The sequence below is a fragment of the Thermosphaera sp. genome (assembly GCA_038827615.1).
Taxonomy (GTDB): Archaea; Thermoproteota; Thermoprotei_A; order Sulfolobales; family Desulfurococcaceae; genus Thermosphaera.
In genome coordinates this window covers 382,350-401,272 of the sequence record JAWBNK010000001.1, presented here as the reverse complement: position 1 = coordinate 401,272, position 18,923 = coordinate 382,350, and the positions used below count along the sequence as shown (strand labels likewise).

Below are 18,923 nucleotides of genomic sequence, written 5' to 3'. Positions count from 1 at the left end.
GGGTAGTGGTCAGCCAGGGGTTCTTGTTGATCATCTACTATCTCTCGCGGCAGGGCTTCCTCATCCCTTATTTAATATCCTTACCCCAAATAATAATTTTGAAACGGGGAGTTTGATGAGCGAAGAAGGAGTACCAATAATGATAAATAAATCGTTCAGGGGAGACCTACACATTGATTTCAGGAATTCAGAGATAAGTTTGGGAGGGGGTTCTGCTCAGAAGGTAACCATTCCGATAGGACTTCCTAACCGAAATTTTACCCCAATTCAACTAGGAATATTGGAGATGATAGTTGAATCCCCTGATAATAAGATAGATTGGAAGGTTAAAGTCAATGGGATTAATGTAACAAAGGAGTTCAAACCGATGTTCACTGCAGAGGTTGACTCGACTAGATTATTCAAATTCGTTTTCGATATAACAAGCATACTAAATGTGGACGAGTCCATGGGCAAAAACTGGGTTAACATCACATTAAAACATGAAGGGGGTTCCCCATTTTCGATTAAAAATATCATGCTATTGACCATTTACGAATCAGAGGATGGTGTGGTCGAATTAAACTATAGATCGGGTCTAGCAAGGATCAAACCAGGTGAAAAAATCAAGATTAAAGACGCTGATGCACGGAGCTTCTCGAATATAAAGATAATTTACGGCTCATCATCGAAAGAGGTTACACCAGTGCTTCTCGTCGGCGAGAAACCTATTCGCCTTTCCCTTCACAACAGTTTCGAAGAATACGATTTGACAGCGAATGAAAAAGAATCGATATACCTTGCTGTTGAAGATGGCGCTAAAGGCTTGAAGAGTAGATATGTATTGTTATCTAGCGTAATTAGTTATATAAGCGTGATGAAAACTCCTGTTTTAGAAGCTACAATTGAGAATGTTAAGATAGATCATGAGAAAATAGAGTTGGAGTTCACATTGAAAAATACGGGCGAATCCTCTCCTGACAGCTTAGTTTACACAGTCCTTCACAAAGGCCAAACAATCTATGTTGAAAAAGAAACCAAGACACTACCTCCAGGTTCCGAGTTACACAAGAGAATACTCTTGAAATCCCCGGAAGCATTAAACCAGTTCGTGCTTAGAATTGTATGGCGAAAGCTGACTAAAACGTGGTTCCAAGACTTAAATATTACTGCAAGTAGGTTCCAATGAGAGATTAAACATAAACGAGCTTTAACCCCCTTGCCTTTCCAAATTCTTCTACCAAAGCTCTATGCTCCGCCCGTGTCCCCTTCTTCTCCACGACAACTCCTCTTAACTCGCAATCACTTCTCCCTATCATTTGATCCAGGATTTCCAATGATAAATATTGGAGCGCGTACTTGGGTATTATGTGTCCAAAACATATCTTATCCCTCAAAGCAATCTCGGTATGTTTTCTCGGGTAATGTCCGCCGCCAACCCCTATGTAGGGCTCACATTCGTGAGCGTTGGTTTCCAAAAGGAATGATTTTATGGATGATGCAACAACCTGATGGTTTAGGATCTCGTTCCATTCTTGCGCAGTGCTTCCTATCTCGATGAAAACTATTGGTTTTGACACTGATGTGGGCCCGTGATGTGTCGCCTCGTAGCTTACCTCGTAGTCCAACCGCTTGAAAAACTCCCGGTTTTTATAAAGCTGTCTCAGGAGGAGCCACGAGGTCTTCGGGGACGAAACCCCCAGTTCTCTGGGACGCCCCCCGTATAAAGCCTCATCGCCGAAATTACCTGTATGATGAACAGTGTAGCTCTTAACGCCTGCTTCGCTTGAGTGTCTTGAAAGAACTATATAAATGGAGACATCATTAGGCATTCTCTCATCCAAGAAATCGAAGTAAATCACGTCTTCCTTAAAGCCCGCTAGCACAAGGTTTGAACCAATAAAACATTCCTCTGCATTTCTACAAACACTCCCCTTTTCAAGCGACAAATATTGTTTCAAGATCCTCGCGATCCCGAGCCCTGCTGGATCGTTAACGCTGTATACTAGACCATACATTCATATACACCTGAATGCAGTTATTAATCCATTACGTTTTATTAATATTGGTAATAACATGAAAATAAACACGGTCACGTGGAGAAAGAGAAAATTAGCTTTTTGGAACAGAATGCTAGAGGATTTGGAAATAGGTTACTTGGATAAAGATCTCCTTCCGCTACTCTTATTGCTGAACTTGGATTCTAAAATCTACAGCATGAGCAGCTGTAGCGGTAGGATCACGTTAATAGAGGGCGAATTTCCATGGAGCCGAGGGGATACAGAGATATTATTCAAAAAACACACGCTAATAACACCTGATGAAGTATTGAGAGTATATCATGGTAAAGTATTGAGGAAGCTTTGGTTCATCGTGACAGGTCCTATAATCCATTTGTCAACACTGGAGCCGGGTCTTGGTTTAAAAATTTTAAAAACAGCAAGGGAATTGGGGTACAAGCACAGTGGAATTTTACACGTCAGTAAAACCAAAGGAGTCATAATTGAGTTGGCGACAGGCATTTGGGTATCACAATTATTGAAGACAAAGGACGAAGTTGTCGTGAACAATGAGAAGTTGATTCTTCTCGTAGAGGAGTTTAATAAAATATTGATGGAGGGAAAGAAGAGGCTGAATGAACTGTATTATTCATTGAAACAAGTCTTGCCGATCGAGAAAGATCCTGATATAGTGGGAAGCGTTGAGGCCTTGAACTTAATGGCTGCGAGCAAACCCCCTTTGCAATTATTTCTCGAGCTTAGCGGAAGGCGTTAAGGTTGAAACTATTACATGTAAACGATTTCCGACCCAGACACGATGGCCGATGCCTCCTTTTCCGTCTCCATTAGGAACTTTTGTAGAAGTAGGACAACGCTTTCATCAGAGCTGGTTGCGGGGTTGCTTGGCTTAAGACTGCACCCTCCCACTTCTCGTGAAAGGGATGAAAAGCCGAACTCTCTAGCCTTGCCAATTATTTCTTCCTTATCAGTAAAGATTAATGGCCTAAGAACTGGCGCAGGCGCGAGAGAGTCCAGGGTTCTCAGATTACTGGATGTTTGACTGGCCACTTGCCCTAAGGACTCGCCCGTCACTATAAAGTTACAATTTTCCTTTTCAGCGATCAACCCTGCTATCCTATACATGTTGATCTTGCACGCCAAACACCTATACTTGTCTGGTATGTTGAATAGCTTTAACAACTTCCAGGCGTCTCTGACAATGTAAATCTTGAGCTCATCCCAAGGAGTCTTAGAGGCCAGTAGGCTCAAACCCTCGAGCGCCCTCTCACGAGCCTTCACGCTCCAGTAAGGCGTCATGTCGATAAATACGGGTATCAAAGCTAATCCTCTTTTCAAAGCTAGTAGCGCCGCAACTGCTGAATCCACGCCTCCCGAGAAAAGCACTACTCCACATCCTTGGCTTCCATATGGAAGCCCGCCAATCCCCTTGTATACTCTTGTGAAGACGTATGTCTCTGTCTTTCGTATGTCCACTCCAATAGTTAAGTCTGGCTCGGCCAAGTCGATCATACATCCCGACGCGTCTGCAACGGCCTTTGATAATAGAGCCGTAAAATCTTTCTTAGAGCGAAAATCTCCTTGGACTTCAATCTTGAATCTCCTTGCATGATTAGCCTTTATTATGTCAACGATTGTCTCGACAAGATTAGAAAAGTTGCCTCCAATTCTTACAACAGGACTAAACGAAGAAATTCCTGGAGTGAAATTTAGAACTTTTACGAACTCGTCGACCGGTGAGGAAAGATCCTCTAAGACTACTCTTACATTGCTGACGACTCTGACCCGTGCGCTTAGACCATGTCTCTTAAGCCCCCTGATAATGCTTTCTTTCAATCGGGACAAGTGTGCACTTCTAGTATGAGCTCTAACCATGTACTCTCCGGGCCTTATCATTATAGCGTTAAACATATATACCATGCCCGTTTGTTTTATGATTAATCAAACCAAGTATTAAGGTGATACCATGACCCAGGAGATTGGAATTGACGAGTTCTCACGGGTTGAGTTGAGAGTCGGGGTAGTGAAGACCGCAGAGAGGGTGCCAGGGAGCGAGAAGCTGATCAGGTTGGTTGTCGATCTTGGACCCCTCGGAGAGAGGCAAATCATAGCGGGACTCGGGAAATGGTACGCCCCTGAATACTTCATTGGAAAAAACGTAATCATAGTAGCAAACCTTAAGCCGAAGAAAATGATGGGGCTGGAGAGCAGGGGCATGCTTCTGGCAACAGATACAGACCCACCTGTCTTAGCCACCGTTGAAAAAACTGTTCCAGCAGGAAGCAGGTTAATGTAGGATTTTTCTTTTAACAATCATAATCTATATTACTTACTGAGGTATTTACCGTACCATATCATCCTCGACAATGCATACACTGCCCTCTCCGGTGCAGCGTAAGCAGGTATCCCATTACGGTTCAGCAACCTTATTGCTTCATAAGTATCTTCGCCGCCCACGAATCCGGCGACGATGGGCTTGGAGGCCCCTGATTCCTTGTAGAATTGAATTATAGCCTTTGCCAGCTCCCTCGGATCCAATATGGCTGTCCTACAATAAAGTAAGACTATGTTATCGACTTCATCCGACTCGAGCGCTGTTCTAAGCGCTTGTAGATAGTTATCCGCATTTGCCTGCCCCGTCAAATCTACAGGATTCTTCGGGCTACCGAACCAAGGCATAGAGGCCTTTAGCTTCTCCTTCAAGCTTGGCGAAGGATCTATGAGTCTGACATTATTGAGCTCTGCAGCATCCGTGGCTAGGACTCCTACACCTCCTCCGTTAGTAATTATTAACGTTCGATCGCCTCTCGGCAATGGTTGTAAGGCGAACGCGCGAGCAACATCAAACATGTCCTCCACAGTGTATGTTCTAATTATTCCAGCTTGTTTGAATGCGGCCTCATATAAAGAATCGCTTCCAGCTAGGCTTCCAGTGTGGCTGGCCGCAGCCGAAGCACCTCTTTGAGTCCTCCCCGCTTTTATCACTATAACAGGCTTCTTCCTTGTAACCTTTGACATTCTCTCGACAAACTCCCTACCGTATCCAGGCTTCAATCCTTCAAGATAAATAGTAATAACTCTTGTATTAGGATCTTCTGCTAAGTACTCTGAAAGCTCTATGACGTCTAAATCAGACATGTTTCCAATGCTTACAAGAGCCGACAATCCTATTTCGTTCATTATCGTCCAGCCCATTAAGGCTATCCCTAAAGCCCCGCTCTGAGTTATAAAAGCAATATTTCCTCTCGAGAGTTCCAGAGGCCCGAATGTCGCGTTGATATTCAATGGAGTATATGCGTAGCCGAAGATGTTTGGACCTAAAATCCTCATACCATATTTTCGAGCTGTTTCAACCATTTTTTCCTCCATCTCAACGTTTCCAACTTCCGAGAATCCTGCCGTAATCACGACTGCTACCTTAACCCCTTTCCTACCGCACTCTTCAATGATCGGGGGAACTTCCTGAGCAGGAACGGTTATTACTGCCACGTCAACCTCGTCTGGTATGCTTGAGATTGAGGGATACGCCTTCAAACCTAAGATCTCATCTGCATTGGGATTTACTGGATAGATCTTCCCGGAATATCCATAGTATAGTATATTCTTGAGGACAACGTGACCGATCTTGCCGGGCGACCTGCTCGCACCGACCACCGCTATGCTCTTAGGCTCGAAGAGAGCTTTCACCATGATAAGCACCTCACCATGCTGTCGTATTTATGTCCTCATATATAAATTATTGCACATGGTAAATCAACATGTGTAAACCTTTCTGCCCACTTATTCATTAAATATCAGTATAATGTAATGATCAAAGCCGGCCACTCCAAACAACCTTGGAGCCATTAAGAAACAAAGGTATTAAATCGTTATTCAGGTTCAATGAATCCTTTCTCCTCAACTCCTCCGACCAAGATTCTGCAAGACTCAGTCACGCTACTACACTGGAGCAAGCCTTTGATCAGTGCCTTACCTCCCTCAAATAATACAGGGATGTATAAGGAGTCAAAACTAACGATTTCATCGATAGGATACGGGGGGTTCACCGATGATTTGACGATCACATACTGAGATAATTTCGAGGAAGACGGGTAAGATAATGCCTCCAACCCTCCCTCTATCACGCCCACTATTATTATTACTCCTAGGGTATGGTATGATGGCTTCAATAGAATGCTCTCCCCGTAATCCCTATCGAATATTATTGAATAGGCCAACGAGTGGAACAATCCCCTTCTATACTTGCGGTAGAGTTTTTCGGCAGTCCTAACAGATATTCCAGTATTCTCTGAGACTCTTAAAGCCCACTCTCTAAGTAAGGACCCCTCAAATGGTCTTAGCAAATCAACCTCGTTTAAACATTCGATAGCTTTCACAGACTCTCTCCACCCGTAGACAACGAGATCAATATCGCTCTTAAACGGATTGTGAATCCTTGGCAAGAGAGAACCCGTGACACCTATTCCAGTGGACAATCCCGTGCAATTGTGAAGTATGTCAAGAAGGCGTGAAGCCTCTGTTTCCAGCGGATCAGTTGGTCTAGAAAACAGTTCACGTGTCCTCATTATAGGATCGTATACCTCTAGGATCACGGAAGATGGAATTATCGGTATTAATGAATCATAGTATGGGATATATTGTTTCCAACCAGTACTCTCGTGGACTTGACTTGGAGTGTAAATCTTCACGAGTCTTGTGTAAAATCCGTACGAATCCTTCCAGAGGGTTTCTACGCTGGCTTGACAATACTTTAAGTAACCTATGTAATAAAATGGCGCATGATCGTTGCCAACAATTACCCCGTAGCAGTTACCTGTTGTCCTAACGTAATAGTGGTCTAAAACCATTTTATCACCGTTTATTAATTATGATTGTATGAGCTTATCTATGCAGAGACCGGGAGAGGGGAGTAGTTGACAGGCGGGACCGTCGTCGCATTAGATTACGATGGAGTGCTTGTAGATAGCTACTTTGGCATAGATGACTTCTATTTGAAAGACCTCCCGGAACTCACAGGCGTTGGAGATGTGTTTGGAAGATACCTTCTATATATGGAGTATCTCTCTGAGGGATGGGGGCTTTTGAGAATAGATTGGTGGCCCAGCGTTCTAAACCTTTCACACGATGCTATGAATGAATTATTAATTAAATATTGGGAGAGGAGGATCGAGAATACCGTAGTACTTCCGGGCTCTTTCAAGGCCCTGGAATCAATGCGGAGTAAGGGTTTTGTAGTCGTCCATGTCGGGTATATGGACGACATCCCTGGGCTTAAGAGTTGGAGGGTCGAAGTAGATGGTTTCAAACCATATTTCGACGAAATCTTGATCGTTGGAGAAGACTTCGAGTCAAGAGATGAAGCGTTAGACTATCTTTTAAGAAAATACAATCCTTCAAGACTGATATACGTTGATGACAAGCCCATTAACCTGTTCAAAATAGATCTCAAGCTTGGAAAAGATCCTCGTCTAACTCTCGTCAGAAGAGAATTTGGGAAGCAGTGGATGTTCCCGTGGGAAGACCCGGTAATGAAGTATCCAGTAGTCAAAAATCTCTACGAGGTAGAAAAATTTGTAATAGATTGATAGAGTTATATGGGTCTCGGTTCCGGCAACTCTTTCAGTTGATCTAAAACGTACTCCCTAATCTTCAATACATCGGGAGGTTGTCTCACAACTTTTCCCTCGATAACATATGGTTTCAACAACGGGCTATAATCACCGGGAACTTCGCCAGGATTCTCCATTAATCTCACCAGATCATTCAATCCTGGTCTTTTTCGGAAGACTTGCTTAGCCCCCGGTAGTTTTCCTCGCTTGGCTAAAGGAAGCCATCTTCCGTTTTCGTAAACTTCAACAATGTCTGCACTGATATCAATGCTCTGGGGAAATGATACGCTAGTACCTATCCCGAAGGCATCTACTATATTTCTCAATTCAATTATTTCTTCTTCATCAATACCTCCGCTCACAACAATCTTAACATTTGAATATCCGTAGAGGTTTAGGGTCCATCTAACCTCCTCCACGATCCTCCTCATATTCCCCCTTCTACTACTCGGAGTGTCTAATCTCACCCCATGCAACTTCTTCCCTAGTGTCTCGGCAGCCATCAAGGCCTCAATCCTTTCATCGTAGAATGTGTCAACAAGCATGATTCTGGGAATGTTCTCTTCTATCACCTCGTCAAATGCCTTCCATGCTTTCCTCTGATCGCCAAAGGCAATTATCAATGCATGCGGCATTGTCCCCGACGGGGTAAGTCCAAGGTATTTCTCGCTAGCAACTCCAGAAACCGCATCCATGCCTCCAATGAAGGCTGCCCTATCCACCATTGGAGCTAGGGCAGGGTGAACAGCCCTCAACCCGAAGAATAAGAGAGTCTTATCCATTGCGAGCCTCTTCAATCTAGCTGCCTTGGTAGATATGCTGGAGTAATGGCGAAGTATACCCAGCAAGGCGGTTTCAAATAAAATGAAATCATCGAGATATCCTTCAATAATCATCAAGGGTTCACCAGCTTTAAAAATTGTTCCCTCATCCATTGCGTATACATTCACCGGTTTTCCTTCAAGAAGCTTCAATACTTCCTCTAGTCCTGTGAACACTGCCCACTCGTATCCTCCCGGGAGGCTCATAGAATGAAACTCCATTCTAACCTTCTTTCGAAGATTTTTAGTCCTTAGAATCTTCACAGTCCTCTTAAAATAGATATCTGTTACTATTCCATTCAATAAATCCTCCTCGGAAGCAACGTAAAACCTCATTCCTTCTCACCTATCACGGTTATTACAACACGTCTCTTCTCCCGTGGACCATCCATCTCCAAGAAAAAGATGTCCTGCCAAGTTCCTCTAACGAGTCTGCAGTCGTTTACTGGCATTACTCTTTCATGCCCAAACAACGCTGAAGATATGTGAGCATGGGCATTGTCATCTATCGAGTTGTGACGCCACTTCCTGCTACCAGGCTCTGAAAAATCCCTTACTTTCTGAAGGATGTCTTCCAAGAGCCCTGGCTCGTTCTCGTTAACGATTACCCCGGCAGTTGCATGGGGCACGCTAACCACTACTATTCCCCTGCAAACTCCGCTTTCTTGTACCGCTACCTCAACATATTTAGTTATATTAACAAGCTGGAACCTCTCAGTGGTAGATAATTCAACAGTTTTAATGGCGATTTTCAAAAATATCCCCTTGATAATACTATAAGAATGAAAGGTTTTATAACACAATATTTAAGGAGATAAATTGATTTGTAATATAGGTGTTGTTAATGGAGGATGAATGGGATTATAGAAAGAGGAGAAGACCCTTCTGGTGGGATATAGAGCGAGACATTGAAAGAATGTTCGAAGACATTATGAGAGAGTTTGAAGAGATGTTCCACCCTATGAGATTAAGAGATTTGGAGAAAGAACTGGAGAAACAGGGGATTAAACCGTATGTTTACGGCTTCAGGATAACTATAGGGCCTGATGGAAAACCCGTAGTCGAAGAGTTCGGGAATGTGAGAAGAGTAAAAGGAAGACCAATAATAACCGAGGAGAGAGAACCTTTGGTGGATGTATTCGAGAGCGGTGATGAGATAACAGTTATTGCGGAGATACCTGGTGTTGAGAAAGAGAAGATCGAAACAAAGATAAGCGAGGATGGAAAAACTCTTGTGATAAGCGCGAGTGATACAAATAGAAAGTATTACAAAGAAGTAGAGTTGCCATCGGAAGTTGACCCTTCATCAGCTAAGGCTGTCTACAGAAACGGTGTATTAGAAGTTAAGATGAAGAAGGCTCGTAAAGAGAAGAAGGGATTCAAGATTAGCGTTGAATAAGGGGCTACGATTGCTAATAGGAGTAATAAGCGATACCCACGATAATATCTTTCTCGTTGAGAAAATCCTTGAAAACCTTTTACATAATGGTGTAGATTTAATCATTCACCTTGGCGATATCATTAGTCCCTTCGTAGTGAAGAAAATGAAAGATACATTGGGGAATAAGGACGTAGTAGCCGTAAAGGGAAACAATGATGGAGACGTTTACCTATTGTCTACTCTTTTTCAAAGATTCGGCTGGGTTTTCAGCAACGAGCCTTTAATATATGAAATTCAGGGAAGAAAATTATTCCTTTTCCACGGATTTGGAAATGCTAGTTTCACAGAAGAACTAGCTGAGGCGCTTGCTAAGTCCTTAAGAGTTGACGCGGTATTGTTTGGACACACTCACAATGCCCTTATTAAAATTGTGGACGGGAAGATCGTTTTGAACCCTGGCGAGGGATGCGGGTATTTGACTGGTCACGCCTCCTACGGGGTCATCGATATTTCTTCAATGGAAAGTAAAATATACTACCTATAATAAAGTATCTAAATGGCGATTTGCTTGGAGACGCGCTGGAAAAGTGCAAGTACGCCTGAGACTATAGATAGAAAACAATATCATTTAGAAATAAAGCCTGGGGATGTAAGTCGATATGTTCTCCTCCCAGGCGACCCCGGAAGAGTAGAGATGATTGCAGGTTTCTGGGATAAGAGCTGGAGAGTGTCAGCCCACAGAGAATATGTAACGTACAGCGGATTTTACAAAGACGTGTTCATTTCAGCCACGAGCACAGGCATAGGGGGTCCCGCGACGGCAATAGCCGTCGAAGAACTAGCAAGAGTTGGTTCCGACACTTTCATACGCGTTGGAACCACAGGAGCATTGATCAAAGAGATAGGAGTTGGAGACTTGATCATTTCCACAGGAGCAGTGAGGCTCGAGGGAACGAGCAAACACTACGTCATGCCAGAGTATCCCGCCATTGCAAGCCTTGATGTAACATTGGCTCTGATCGAGGCCGCTGAATCATTGGGGATTAATTACCACGTTGGAATAACCGCTAGTAGCGACAGCTTCTACGTGGGACAAGAACGGCCCGGGTTCAAAGGATACCTTCCGCCGTTTCAAAGAGGTCTCATAGACTTCTTGAGAAGTGTCAGAGTATTAAACTTCGAGATGGAGGCTTCCGTGATTTTCACTCTCGCAAGTATCTACGACTTAAGGGCCGGGGCCGTATGTGCAGCGATCGCTAATCGCGAGACAAACGAGTTCAGCCCTGGTGCAGGAGTCAAGGAGGCTATAATGGTTGCCAATGAAGCTGTCAGAATTCTCAGCGAATGGGATGCAGAATTAGCAAGGAAGGGTAGAAAAATAATAACGCCCTCTCTCATTGTGGAGACTTACCTTAAGAAGGGTGGCAGATGACGGGTAGATCAAAAAGCTATATTCACGTGAGCGTTGGGAACCTAAATTTAGATGTTGTCACATACGTGGAGAGGCCTATAGGTCCTGACGAGAGCTTAATTGCGGAGAGCCTGGAGATCCGCCCAGGCGGTGCTGCAGCCAACTACGCAGTAGCTACGGTCTGGTTTGGACATAAATCTTTTCTCATATCTTCAATATCGAACCACGAGCTAGCTCGAACAGCGCTTCAAAAAGTTTATGAAAGAGGAGTCGTCACAACCTATGTGAAAACCGTTGACGACGCTCCAGGCATGGTTATCATAATGGTTTACCCTGATGGAAATAGGTCTATGATTCGGTTTTTAGGTGCAAACAGGTCGTTGTCCCCTGGAGACGTACCCCTCGAACTTTTAAAAGAGTCGAATGTCGTTCACATGGCCTCTATTAATCCAAGCATAGCCTGCGAGATAGCGAGTGTAGCTAAGAAGTATGTCCCGCTGGTATCTTATGATCCAGGGGGGTTCGTTGCAACCGCAAAATCCAAGGTCTTAAAAACCCTCAAGCATGTCAACCTGCTCTTCTTGAACAAGGAGGAGGCATTTACGTTGTCTGAAGGATCTATTACGAGATTACTTGATTACGATGTTGAGATTCTAGCGGTGAAGCTTGGAAGTAAAGGAGCGGTAGCATTCACGAATAATAAGGCATGGCACTCCTTTGCCGAGCCTGTCGAGAAGATAGTGGACACTACTGGATCAGGGGATGCTTTCAACGCAGTTTTCAACTCTGTTTACATTGAGACCGGAGATTTAGAGAGGGCGTTGAAATATGGGGTCGCTGCGGGAACTCTTAAGGCTTCGTGCCGAGGTAGCTTTATATGCAAGGACAAGAGAGTCCTTAGGAAACAGTTGTTGAAAACCATCGTTAAGCCTTTTACAGGGGACTTAACAGATGTGATTAGAGATTAAAATGTCTTGCGTTGAGCTATCGAGAAAAATAGGGGAGTTTCTGAAGAGAGGACTCTTTGAAGGATACGTGTTCCAAATAGAGAATGAAAAACTCAAACTCTTGATTTCAGACGCTTCTATTAAGAGGCAACTCGGGATCTCAGATCAATCTCAAGTTTTCCATTGCAATCCAAGAAAATTCTACCTCTCTACTCTTCCAATTTTTTTCAACGAAACGATAAGAGATATTGTTGATATCATTTCCAAGCTATCTGTGTTTCTCAAAATCCATCCTGTAGGGATTCTAACTATAATATATGAAAAATACGATCATCGAAACGTATCAATCATCAAAATCATGGAGAACCTAGACAAGAATCTTTTAGCTCGAGGCCTCCCAACGATCGATAAGATTGAGCTAGCCATTTTAGTTCACGATTTGCTTGAAGCATCAAATGAAATAAAAAGAATTAGAAGAGAATACAAGGATGAAGACGACTACAATAGGTATCAGCTAGAGTGGGAAAAGCTTAATAGATTATTGAAAAGAATAAGGGATAAGCTCGGCTCGGATGAGCTAGAGAGAGTTCTTCCTCGCGATGTTGGAAGAGTGGGTGACAGGGATATTGCAATTGGAGAGGTGGTTGTTAGAAAAATGATTTCTGAAAGCGTGGGCTCGGAAAGTTGGGCTCGGAAGGCTGTTTTCGTAACCCCCTCAGAGATATTGGGATCCGTTGACGAAAATGCTGTATCTATTATGAACTCGTTGCCTATGAAACTTCTAAATCAGGGTATTGAAATATTCTTCTACATACCCTCTAGATTCTCCTTCATCGCCAATTTTATCTCTAATAGGGATAGAACAGTAATCGTGTGACGGGTGACCATCTTGGAAAAGCCGATCAAAATCTACCGGAACGAGGACGTTGAGAAAGTAATAGCATGCATTCCTTCAGGACACGTTCACACTAGGTTTGTCATCGAGCTGAAGGATCAGGTGATTATATTGCAGGAAGCGGTCGTTGCAGCACTGGTAAGAGCTTACGCTTCAACTGCAATACATCCAACGAGGAAATCAATTATTCTCGTATCCAAGACTCTACCGGATGTAAAGAAGGGGTTCGCCAAATCCCAATTGATTGAGAGCGAGATGCAGGATGGTTGCGAGGATTTCATAAAGAGCCGATGATCCTAGATTGTTTCACGATCGTTTCAACCCACTCTAACAAAGAGTTGCCTGAAATATTTTTATTTAACAAAGATAAAATTTAACTCTAAGGTTGAGTCCAAATTGGCTGAAAGTAGTAGATTAGTTCTAGCACCGAATTTTAAGACGTGTTTCGAGCTTCTACCATTCGATGCTCTAAGCGAGAGGCTTGAGTTTTCGATAATAATAAATCTATCCCAACCGGGGATGAAAATCCTTGAGTTCTTAATGAAGGAGTCGGGAAATTATCCTCTTTACGTAGAAATCCACGGCGTATCCCATGGTTGCAGGCTGATGGTTATTGGCTCTCAAATCACCCATGCCTTCTGTAAGGATGCTCACGGCTTTGCGGAAACCCTTAAAGAATTGAACAAAATACTTACGTCTCGAGAGAACGTGGATGCACGAATATATAAGGTGAGCTTATCTCTACCTCTTCAGGAATCGAAACCCATCGTGAGGCTCATCCACGCCCTCTACATTTCAACCTTAATATGTCAATTCGAGCAATCAATATACTACTTGAAAGAGTTAGAGAAAAAAATAATTAAAGACCTTAATGAGGCCCTCCATGCCAAGGCAGACCCTCGTTGTAGAGAGAATATTGAGAGGGAGTTCAGAGAAATGAAGAAGAAAATAGAGAAAAAGAGACTGGTTGACTTCTTAGACCAGGTTCAAGCCTTCGCCAAGATATATAACTCATGCGTTGACTAAGCCTCGAGAGTGAGATTAAAATCCTTATTCCATGTAATGATCTTCGTAGTTTTCATGTGATTGGAGGAGAGGATAAGGGTTGATACGGGGTATACTATTATGTCTAATATTGCTCGGTAGCATCTCCGCCTACCTGCCCCGGGAAGAGGTAACCAGTGATGAACAAGAATATTTATCAATCATAGAATCCTACGCTAGAAGATTGAAAAAACTAAGTATCGTTGGAATGAACACTTCTGAGGCCGAACAATACATTAGCAACGCCCTCAGCCTGCTGAATAAAGGCGAACTAACTATTGAGGAAAAAGAGTGGATTACAGGTAATCTCACCCTGGCTGGGATATTTATTGATAGATTAGAGGAGAATTATCCTAGTTTCATCTTCTGGAGAAACCTAGAAGTAACCGTAACAATATTAGGTTTAATCTCAATACCTATTCTAACATACGTGTTCCTCCCGCGAGTCTGGGCCCTGGTCTGGTTTAAAACAAGAAGGAAATGGATCGTCAAGAGGTCAAGAGTTAAATAATTCATTAAGCCTTTATTGGAAAAAGCTGTATAACTCCCAATCGACTGTCGAAAGGAATAACAATGATATAAATTCACGGGATGGCTGGGAAATGTCGAGAGTAGAAGAAGTTTTAAGATACAGGGCGAACGTCACTATAGGATTCTCCATAATCATGATGATACTCTCCCTTTTCCTAACAACTATTTACAAAAACTACTCTCAAGGTATAACCAAGCTCATGCTCGTGGAGGAATATAGCTATCTCATTCCCGTAATAGTATCCACTATAAACACGCTCTACTTGAGTCTACGACAAGTTGGTTTCTCCTACAGCGTGCGCATAAGTAAAATTATACTATCGCTGTGTTTTATCTCGCTTTCCCTCATCTTTTACTTGACCTCGTACCTCGTGATTGAATTGCAGATGCAACTTCTGGGTTTCAGTTTTTCATGGCTTTTTCTATCACTCGTGATCTTGGTGTACGATCCAAACAGGCCCGTGGATCTGATCCCCCTTGCATCAATATTCTTCCTAACGCCCATCCCTACTTTCATCATAGACAGTTTCACTCCGCCTTTATCAAGGGTGGTCGGTTGGGTCGCTGCTTTTACTACGGGGTCCATGTATGTTGAGGGCCCCGGGTTCTCTCAAATAGTAGTTGAAACACATAAGGGATCCGTATCCCTCAGTGTTGAGGTCGCGTGTACTGGAATCGTTACGATCTCTACCATTTTATCGGTTTTTCCGATTCTTCTCTACTTAACTGTTGCATCAACCGGAGGCGCGAGGAAAAAGGTTTACGCATCAGTGGCCTCTCTCCTGACCTCACTTCTAATCGGGTTCGCGGGAAACGTTCTCAGAGTAATTTTAGTGATAATTGCTGTAAAGCTGATTGATCCAGAGACCGGTTTGACGCTATTTCACTATTCACCCTCTATAATATATGCGTCTGTGTCAGCAGCAACTGCTGTAGTCATCATCAGGAAAATCCTGGGGCCCAGGGTTTTTCAATTTAAAATTCCGCTTCATATAGAAGGAGTTAGCCCGCGAGTGATGATAGCCTCCCTTCTATTAGCAATGACTATATCTATCACATACATGGGCATCCTAAAGCACGTGGAGGCTGTGAGCACGTATCCAAATAACGAGGCAGAGATCTTAGTAGATAGCCTCAACGACCTTCTTAACAGTCCATCCAAATACCTCCTCAACTCTTCGGATGTGACCTTTGTCAAAGAGAGTTACGATGATTTTTTAACAAGGGTCTTAGGAGCTTTGAAAGTGTTCAGAATCACGTTTTTAGTAAACAAAAGCGTCACCTACACTGGATATATTGAAATAGTGGATACTCCGGCGCGGCTACATACTTGGCAGTTCTGCCTAACGTTACAAGGATTCAAGATTGTTGATTCCTGGACAAGAAGTATCGAGGGGGAGTCCATCAGTTTCATACGGGTATGGGATGGCGTAAATCATTACCTGCTCTCTTATGTTCTAAGAAAGGTGATGATTAAGGTGGAGGGTGAAAACATCCCAATATATTTCAGGCTATCCATCTTCGCGCCAATTCCTGCTTCGAATACCGATATCGTTGAAAACGAGGCGGTCAGGTTGTTTTCATCCTTATGGATTACTTCGGGAGGTAGTTCTCCGACAAAATTTGAAATGCTACATTACGCTACCCTGGCTTACTATGTAACAACGATAAGTGCGATCGCATACTTTTTAATAATGGTCACTTCTCTTATCATAAATACGTGGCGAAAGAGCCGCCGGTGAGTACTCCTTGGATTTCGACAGCGCTAGATCACTGGTAAACGAAGTGGTGAAAGAGATAAGGAGAGTATATGTGGGCAAAGAGGAGATAGTGAAGCTATCCGTAGCAACTCTCGTCGCAAACGGACACCTGCTCATAGAGGGGTATCCAGGCACTGGAAAGACCCTTCTCGGAAAAGCGCTGGCGAAAGCTATTGGGGGAGAATACGCGCGCATCCAAGGACACCCTGATATTCTCCCATCGGATATTCTCGGTTTTCACATCTACAGACTTGACGGGTCTAGGGAGTTCGTCAAAGGACCCGTGTTCTCGAACATCTTGTTATTTGACGAGCTTAATAGGGCGCCAACCCGTTCACAATCCGCCATGCTGGAAGCTATGCAAGAGAACCAGGTCACTGTTGATGGGGTGAGATACCCTCTACCTAAACCCTTCATGGTCATAGGGACACAGGTTCCGACGAAACTGGCGACGGCACCATACCAAGTCCTCGAAACACTCCTAGATAGGTTCGCAACATCTATCAAGAGCTATTATAACCCCATAGAGGAAGAAGAGGAAATAATTGAAAAATCGGATGTAATCTTGGAGCTCCCCATAGACCAAGTTACTAAGCCCCAGGAGCTTGTACAGGTTGCCGCCTCGCTCCCCCAATTAATACACGTGGATAAGCTGATTGTGAACTATATCGCGTCACTAATAGGATACTTGAGAAGCCATGAGGCTGTCGCATTCGGTCCTTCTCATCGTGCAAGCATTCACTTGATGAGGGTAAGCAGAGTGTATGCCTTAATGGATAATAGAGATTATGTAATACCGGATGATGTGAAGAAGCTAGCAGATCCCGTGATATCACACCGGGTAAGAATCAAGGAGGAATACGAACTGGAGGGGATTAACATCGATTCGATCATTGATGAAGCATTGAACAAAGTGCCGGTTCCAAAGTGAGATAATGATCGAGTTAGTATTGATAGCTTTATCCATCATAATCATCGACATCCTCACATTAATGTTTAATCAGGTTCTTCTAATTATGGTGTTAACGTTAATGATGATCATATTCGCGGTCAACTATATGGTTTTATTCAAAACTCCAAGCGAGTATGTTAGTTACTACACTCCCCTCTTCTGGACGGCCCTCTCCTACTTAATATTCAATTATTTAGGTTTAGATAGTCTACTGCAAGATCTATCATTAATAATTTTATTCTTTACATTAACAGTTTTGTTCTGGGACATGCCTGTTCTAAGAGGTTTGTTTACCTATGCAACACCACCATTGATACTTTTAAGCGCCTTCATAAGCAGTCTCGTCGGATGCTCCACCCCTGCAAGATTCGTCCTTCTAGCATTAATGGACTCCCTCGCCGGTAGAAGTCTAGCTAGCCTGCATGGTTATCAGCCAAGAGTTTTATTTTCGCAGGCCTTGTTCGCGGCGGCTTTGAGCCTATCCCCCGTTTTCTATGTGTCAAACACATTCCTGATTTATAATATCACTGCATCAATCATAAAAGTAGTCCTTTATCTCAAGGACTTTAAAAAGATAGACTACATAGCGATAGACGTGGTGTTTAAAATCACCATCCCAGGGGTGTTTGTTTGAACAAGCGCCTTTTCGGACTAGGCCTCTCAATAATACTCATATCTACGGTCTTTTTGCTGTATTCAGTCACATACGGCGATTCAGGTCTCACAGGGGTATCAGCGTCAATCGTTGTAGTCGGCTTAACGATCATGTACTCCAGCTTCACGACTACTGAAAACTTCTTGAACGTTCTCCAAGAGTACGCCAAGCTAGCTACTAGTTGCCTAACTACGATTATTGAAGAGGCTGATTTGCTAGATGGGAAAATATCCGTGTTGAAAACCCCGAGTAATTACTATGTCGTCGTTTCAAAAAGCTATATCCCTCCACAACCATATCCCGGGCTCTCTGTTCAAATGGGACAGCCCGTATTCACTATTCCTACAGCCAGCATCCTAGAGAACACTTCCACGGCAACAGATCAGCAAGCAGATCTCGAATCATCGCTTCTCGAAGTATTGGCAGACGAGCTGGGTCTATGCGAGAGAGTAAAGGTTAATGTAAATGGATCCATTATAAGGGTATTAATGGAGGGTCTTCCAGAGTTCGTGAAGGACCAGGCTAAATATCCGATTAATATGTCAAATATCATCACAAGTATAGTGGTTGCAAGACTTGTTAATAACTCTGTAAAACTTGTTCGCCAGACCTCCTCGCCAGACTCAATGGAGCTGATCTACCAAGTGGTTGATCAGCCATGAACGCTAGATATTCGACATTTTTAATCACGTATGTATCCTTGGTTACATTGTTCAACTCCGCTTTGCTTCTTCTAGGAGAAGAAAGAGTAGATGCTTTCATAGCTCTAAATATATTATGCTTTTACATATCGTATGCGCTGGTGAAACCGTTTCCGCGTACTGCTCTGCCCGTGAAACTTCTTCATGCGACTTTAATCACATTATTCATTCTTATAATAAGTATTAGAATCTCAGAGGTCATTGTGAAATGAGAAGGAG

Annotated in this window: 23 protein-coding genes; 17 read left to right on the top strand and 6 right to left on the bottom strand. The window is 43.3% G+C overall.

Translation table 11 applies throughout. The features are described from left to right. The first annotated feature begins 115 nt into the window (after positions 1 to 115). Complete coding sequence (locus QXH45_02370; GenBank protein ID MEM2078085.1) at positions 116 to 1,168, top strand: hypothetical protein; 1,053 nt, start codon at positions 116 to 118, stop codon at positions 1,166 to 1,168. A gap of 4 nt (positions 1,169 to 1,172) precedes the next feature. On the opposite strand, the gene QXH45_02365 is transcribed toward QXH45_02370, so the two are convergent. Next, positions 1,173 to 1,997, bottom strand: a complete 825-nt coding sequence (locus tag QXH45_02365; protein MEM2078084.1) for a D-aminoacyl-tRNA deacylase — start codon at positions 1,995 to 1,997, stop codon at positions 1,173 to 1,175. A 58-nt stretch (positions 1,998 to 2,055) separates the two neighbouring features. Between QXH45_02365 and QXH45_02360 the strand changes: the two genes are divergently transcribed. Beyond that, entirely contained in the window at positions 2,056 to 2,754 is a 699-nt protein-coding gene (locus tag QXH45_02360) for a hypothetical protein (protein ID MEM2078083.1), read from the top strand. A gap of 11 nt (positions 2,755 to 2,765) precedes the next feature. On the opposite strand, the gene QXH45_02355 is transcribed toward QXH45_02360, so the two are convergent. Continuing rightward, the gene (locus QXH45_02355) at positions 2,766 to 3,908 is read right to left on the bottom strand and encodes a THUMP domain-containing protein (GenBank protein MEM2078082.1); all 1,143 of its coding nucleotides are present in this window, start codon (positions 3,906 to 3,908) and stop codon (positions 2,766 to 2,768) included. A gap of 55 nt (positions 3,909 to 3,963) precedes the next feature. Here QXH45_02355 and metG point away from each other — a divergent pair, with 55 nt between their 5' ends. Continuing rightward, the gene (gene metG / locus QXH45_02350) at positions 3,964 to 4,293 is read left to right on the top strand and encodes a methionine--tRNA ligase subunit beta (protein MEM2078081.1); all 330 of its coding nucleotides are present in this window, start codon (positions 3,964 to 3,966) and stop codon (positions 4,291 to 4,293) included. Between the two features lie 29 nt (positions 4,294 to 4,322). Here the strand turns inward: metG and QXH45_02345 are convergent, their stop codons facing one another. Both QXH45_02345 and QXH45_02340 read right to left on the bottom strand, forming a co-directional pair. Continuing rightward, complete coding sequence (locus tag QXH45_02345) at positions 4,323 to 5,687, bottom strand: acetate--CoA ligase (protein MEM2078080.1); 1,365 nt, start codon at positions 5,685 to 5,687, stop codon at positions 4,323 to 4,325. 179 nt (positions 5,688 to 5,866) lie between these two features. After that, positions 5,867 to 6,844 (bottom strand): hypothetical protein, encoded by a 978-nt coding sequence (locus QXH45_02340; GenBank protein ID MEM2078079.1) that lies wholly within the window; start codon positions 6,842 to 6,844, stop codon positions 5,867 to 5,869. Between the two features lie 66 nt (positions 6,845 to 6,910). On the opposite strand from QXH45_02340, the gene QXH45_02335 reads away from it, so the two are divergent. After that, positions 6,911 to 7,582, top strand: coding sequence for a hypothetical protein (locus QXH45_02335; GenBank protein MEM2078078.1), 672 nt, complete (start codon positions 6,911 to 6,913; stop codon positions 7,580 to 7,582). Between the two features lie 5 nt (positions 7,583 to 7,587). On the opposite strand, the gene QXH45_02330 is transcribed toward QXH45_02335, so the two are convergent. After that, positions 7,588 to 8,763, bottom strand: a complete 1,176-nt coding sequence (locus QXH45_02330) for a nicotinate phosphoribosyltransferase (GenBank protein MEM2078077.1) — start codon at positions 8,761 to 8,763, stop codon at positions 7,588 to 7,590. After that, a complete protein-coding gene (locus QXH45_02325) occupies positions 8,760 to 9,182 on the bottom strand; it encodes a secondary thiamine-phosphate synthase enzyme YjbQ (GenBank protein MEM2078076.1) in 423 nt (140 codons plus the stop codon). The genes QXH45_02330 and QXH45_02325 overlap by 4 nt, the downstream gene beginning before the upstream one ends. 89 nt (positions 9,183 to 9,271) lie before the next feature. On the opposite strand from QXH45_02325, the gene hsp20 reads away from it, so the two are divergent. The 13 genes from hsp20 (at position 9,272) to QXH45_02260 (ending at position 18,916) form a co-directional block, all read left to right on the top strand. Beyond that, complete coding sequence (hsp20, locus tag QXH45_02320) at positions 9,272 to 9,826, top strand: archaeal heat shock protein Hsp20 (protein ID MEM2078075.1); 555 nt, start codon at positions 9,272 to 9,274, stop codon at positions 9,824 to 9,826. Between the two features lie 10 nt (positions 9,827 to 9,836). Then, a complete protein-coding gene (locus QXH45_02315; GenBank protein ID MEM2078074.1) occupies positions 9,837 to 10,352 on the top strand; it encodes a metallophosphoesterase in 516 nt (171 codons plus the stop codon). A 24-nt stretch (positions 10,353 to 10,376) separates the two neighbouring features. Further along, positions 10,377 to 11,240, top strand: a complete 864-nt coding sequence (gene udp, locus QXH45_02310) for a uridine phosphorylase (GenBank protein MEM2078073.1) — start codon at positions 10,377 to 10,379, stop codon at positions 11,238 to 11,240. Further along, positions 11,237 to 12,187, top strand: a complete 951-nt coding sequence (locus QXH45_02305; protein ID MEM2078072.1) for a PfkB family carbohydrate kinase — start codon at positions 11,237 to 11,239, stop codon at positions 12,185 to 12,187. The genes udp and QXH45_02305 overlap by 4 nt, the downstream gene beginning before the upstream one ends. Before the next feature lies 1 nt (position 12,188). Further along, on the top strand, positions 12,189 to 13,043 hold the full coding sequence (locus tag QXH45_02300) for a hypothetical protein (protein ID MEM2078071.1): 855 nt from the start codon (positions 12,189 to 12,191) through the stop codon (positions 13,041 to 13,043). A 12-nt stretch (positions 13,044 to 13,055) separates the two neighbouring features. Further along, positions 13,056 to 13,355, top strand: a complete 300-nt coding sequence (locus QXH45_02295) for a hypothetical protein (GenBank protein ID MEM2078070.1) — start codon at positions 13,056 to 13,058, stop codon at positions 13,353 to 13,355. Positions 13,356 to 13,457: 102 nt separating this feature from the next. Further along, on the top strand, positions 13,458 to 14,087 hold the full coding sequence (locus QXH45_02290) for a hypothetical protein (protein MEM2078069.1): 630 nt from the start codon (positions 13,458 to 13,460) through the stop codon (positions 14,085 to 14,087). Positions 14,088 to 14,166: 79 nt separating this feature from the next. After that, positions 14,167 to 14,616 carry a hypothetical protein gene (locus QXH45_02285; GenBank protein MEM2078068.1) on the top strand — a complete coding sequence of 150 codons (450 nt, stop codon included), beginning with the start codon at positions 14,167 to 14,169 and terminating at the stop codon, positions 14,614 to 14,616. A gap of 91 nt (positions 14,617 to 14,707) precedes the next feature. Beyond that, positions 14,708 to 16,378: an archaeosortase/exosortase family protein gene (locus tag QXH45_02280; GenBank protein MEM2078067.1), complete on the top strand. Its 1,671-nt coding sequence runs from the start codon at positions 14,708 to 14,710 to the stop codon at positions 16,376 to 16,378. Positions 16,379 to 16,385: 7 nt separating this feature from the next. Continuing rightward, a complete protein-coding gene (locus tag QXH45_02275; GenBank protein MEM2078066.1) occupies positions 16,386 to 17,327 on the top strand; it encodes a MoxR family ATPase in 942 nt (313 codons plus the stop codon). Between the two features lie 4 nt (positions 17,328 to 17,331). Then, positions 17,332 to 17,982: a hypothetical protein gene (locus QXH45_02270; protein MEM2078065.1), complete on the top strand. Its 651-nt coding sequence runs from the start codon at positions 17,332 to 17,334 to the stop codon at positions 17,980 to 17,982. Next, positions 17,979 to 18,665: a hypothetical protein gene (locus tag QXH45_02265; GenBank protein ID MEM2078064.1), complete on the top strand. Its 687-nt coding sequence runs from the start codon at positions 17,979 to 17,981 to the stop codon at positions 18,663 to 18,665. Before QXH45_02270 ends, QXH45_02265 begins: the two co-directional genes overlap by 4 nt. Continuing rightward, complete coding sequence (locus QXH45_02260) at positions 18,662 to 18,916, top strand: hypothetical protein (GenBank protein ID MEM2078063.1); 255 nt, start codon at positions 18,662 to 18,664, stop codon at positions 18,914 to 18,916. Before QXH45_02265 ends, QXH45_02260 begins: the two co-directional genes overlap by 4 nt. Positions 18,917 to 18,923 lie beyond the last annotated feature (7 nt).